This window comes from uncultured Kiloniella sp., from assembly GCF_937128705.1.
Classification (GTDB): Bacteria; Pseudomonadota; Alphaproteobacteria; order Kiloniellales; family Kiloniellaceae; genus Kiloniella.
The window spans coordinates 1-3,132 of record NZ_CAKZMP010000146.1 but is presented as its reverse complement, the minus strand read 5'-3'; the positions used below and the strand labels follow the sequence as shown (position 1 = coordinate 3,132).

At 46.5% G+C, this 3,132-nt stretch carries 5 protein-coding genes; 4 read left to right on the top strand and 1 reads right to left on the bottom strand.

The annotated features are described in order from the left end of the window. Positions 1-81: 81 nt before the first annotated feature. From Q0241_RS08245 to vsr, 4 genes are all read left to right on the top strand, one after another. Positions 82-522 (top strand): Bbp16 family capsid cement protein, encoded by a 441-nt coding sequence (locus Q0241_RS08245; protein WP_299375876.1) that lies wholly within the window; start codon positions 82-84, stop codon positions 520-522. 60 nt (positions 523-582) lie between these two features. Next, positions 583-888: a Gp49 family protein gene (locus Q0241_RS08240; RefSeq protein ID WP_299375873.1), complete on the top strand. Its 306-nt coding sequence runs from the start codon at positions 583-585 to the stop codon at positions 886-888. Then, the gene (locus Q0241_RS08235) at positions 885-2,378 is read left to right on the top strand and encodes a DNA cytosine methyltransferase (RefSeq protein ID WP_299375871.1); all 1,494 of its coding nucleotides are present in this window, start codon (positions 885-887) and stop codon (positions 2,376-2,378) included. Before Q0241_RS08240 ends, Q0241_RS08235 begins: the two co-directional genes overlap by 4 nt. 69 nt (positions 2,379-2,447) lie before the next feature. Continuing rightward, positions 2,448-2,873 carry a very short patch repair endonuclease gene (gene vsr, locus Q0241_RS08230; protein WP_299375868.1) on the top strand — a complete coding sequence of 142 codons (426 nt, stop codon included), beginning with the start codon at positions 2,448-2,450 and terminating at the stop codon, positions 2,871-2,873. 23 nt (positions 2,874-2,896) lie between these two features. On the opposite strand, the gene Q0241_RS08225 is transcribed toward vsr, so the two are convergent. Next, positions 2,897-3,132 (bottom strand): transposase (locus tag Q0241_RS08225; protein WP_299375865.1); only part of this gene is annotated, 236 nt, incomplete at its 5' end.

Sequence of the window (3,132 nt, the reverse complement as noted above, 5' to 3'; positions counted from 1 at the left end):
GTTGATGCCATCCTTAAAACTGAAGCGCGTGTGGTTTAATACCACACGTTACTTCTTAACGATCATAGAAAGGTAAATAAAATGATCTTAAGTCAACAACAAATTATGTCTGATAAACAAGAGGTTACGGCTTCTGCCTTATCAACTAACGTAATTGATCTCAAGAAAGCTGGCGTTCCTTACGGTGCGGTAGGTCTTGAGAGTGATATGGGTAAGGGCGAGCCTGTCGGCTTGCTTATTAGCGTAAACAAAGATGTTCTTGCTGCTGGCTCTGCAACTGTAGAGATCGCGCTTGAAGTTTCTGACAACGAAGACATGTCAAGCTCAACCGTTGTTTACAGCACTGGTGCTGTTGCAAAGGCTGACTTGGTAAAGGGCTATAAAATCCCTTTCAGAACTCTTCCTGTTGGTGTGAATAAGCAGTATTTGGCAGTTCGCTACACAGTAGCAACAGGCCCACTTACAGCTGGTGAGTTCACTGCTGCGCTTACTAACGGCGACAATGGTAGCTGGAATACATAACTATATCGGTGGGGGCTTAATTGCCCCCGCCTTTTCCCTTAATAGATAGAAAGTAGATAGATGTCTGAGAAAGAAATTGAGCAAGAAATACAGAATAAAGGTTTAACCGCTCCCCGAATTACTCCTGAGATTATTGATGGTGTGATTGTATCTGAGCAATATCATGTTTTTGCTGGATCAATGCTAACTGTTTGTGCATTGACCTTGGAAAATGGTTTTCATGTGGTAGGCGAAAGTGCTTGTGCAAGCCCTGAAAATTTTAATGCGGAGATTGGCCGTAAGATCGCTCGCGAAAATGCACGAAACAAAATATGGCAGCTTGAAGGATACCTTCTTCGCAGTCGATTAAAAGGAAATACAAAATGATAGTAACTGCAATTACAAAAGGCGAGCATCCCCTTGGTGTTTGGCGTGAGGCAGACGAAAAATTCAACTATGAATTACCTAAAGGTCAAGATGATCTGCCAACATGGATGCAAGCTGAAGAGGGTGGTATCGAAGATATTGGTGTCAATGAAGCCGCAGCACAAGAAGCTCGGCAACTCACTCTCGGTGATGAAGAAAGCAACAGGGAACTGGATGATGTAATCACCACATCCCTTGATTGTTCACGTCCCTGGGTGTTGATTGGAGGTCCACCATGCCAAGCATATTCCCTCGCAGGCCGATCCCGAAACAAAGGCAAAGTTGACTACGTAGCAGAAGAAGACCACCGTCACTTTCTCTACAAGGAATATCTGAGAATTATCCAACGCTACACGCCAAGCGTGTTCGTTATGGAGAACGTAAAAGGCATTCTCTCTTCAAAGGTTGCTGGCAAGCCGGTTTTTCACGACATCCTTCGCGACCTGTCATTTCCTGATGAAGCGCTTGGAATACAAGGGTCTGGTGAAAAATATCGGATCTGCTCCTTGGTTACGGGGGATACCTTTCACTACGGTGATGATCCAAGAGATTTTGATGCCCGCAAGTTCATCATCAGAGCAGAGGACCATGGAATCCCTCAGGCCCGCCACAGGGTTATTCTGCTTGGAATAAAGGAAAGTCTGCTCTCCTCTCCACTCACCCTCGGCACCAGAAGATCTGTCTCAGTGATGGATGCTATTGGAGAGATTCCGCCTCTAAGAAGCAAGATGACAAAACAAAAGGATTCTGTTCAAAGCTGGCAAACCACAGTGTCTGATCATATTGACGATTTACTGGCTGCACTGAAACATGAATTCAATCACCTCAACGCCTTAATCCCGGCGCTTGAACAAGCAAAGGAAGATATCAAGGAAAGGGAGAGCTCCGGTGCATTAAGATATCCGAAAAATCAGCAGGATAATCTTGCCCCCCCCCCTCTCTCCTCTTGGTATCGTGATGAAAACCTTGATATATGGCTGAACCATGAAGCGCGCGGACACATGCCCGATGACCTGCGCAGGTATATCTATGCCTCAGCATATGCAAAGTCTTTCGGGCGCTCCCCTAAAGGCCATCGCGAATTCTGTTTACCCGGTTTAAGTCCAGCCCATAAAAACTGGAAAAGCGGAAAGTTTGCAGATCGTTTTAGGGTTCAGCTAGCTCACTCACCTGCGACGACCGTGACAAGCCATATATCTAAGGACGGGCACTACTTTATTCATCCCGATCCGGGGCAGTGTCGGAGCTTAACGGTACGCGAAGCCGCTCGACTACAAACATTTCCGGACAATTATTTTTTTCAGGGCAACAGAACACAGCAGTACCATCAGGTCGGCAACGCAGTACCTCCTCTATTGGCGCGTCAGATAGCGGAAGTCGTGCGAGACCTTATCACCCAGGAAACACCCGATCCCGAACCACACCATCAGGAAAACCTGTCTCTGGATTAGCAATCCATAATGAAGGTGAACTAGATTTTTACTAGCTCACCCGATTACATCAGGTAACTGGAGGCAATCTTGGTTGATGTACATGACGTAAAGACCCGCAGCAGAAACATGGCTGCGATCAAGTATAAAAATACGAAACCTGAGATATTCCTAAGAAAACGCCTTCATGCCTTGGGCTTTCGATATACGCTCGACAACAACACACTTCCCGGTAAGCCCGACTTAGTTTTGCCGAAATATCATGCCGTTATCTTTATCAACGGATGCTTCTGGCATGCACATAGCTGTCACATGTTTAAGATACCCAAAACACGAACTGACTGGTGGATGCAGAAGCTGTCTCGGAACAAACAACGAGATCGCGAGCAATGGTGTGAACTGAACGCGGCCGGTTGGAGAGTATTAGTAGTATGGGAGTGTGCTATCCGCGGGCGCTACAAGGTCATGGAAACTGAACTATTAGACACAATCACGCATTGGCTGAGGACCCTGTAAATAATTCTGTGTAACTGCCAGGGTTAAATGTAATCCGCCAAGCGGTCTTCAAATTCGATCATAAATCGGTTCAGGGCTGCCTTCCAGTTTCTGATGGGCATGGTCCATTTTTTAGAGGCATCCTGGATCGCCAGATAGACGACCTTTCTCGCCGCATCGTCCGTCGGGAACAGCTTCCGTTTCTTGATCGCCTTGCGGATCACACTGTTCAAAGACTCAATCGCATTGGTCGTGTAGATCGCTTTGCGAATATCCTGAG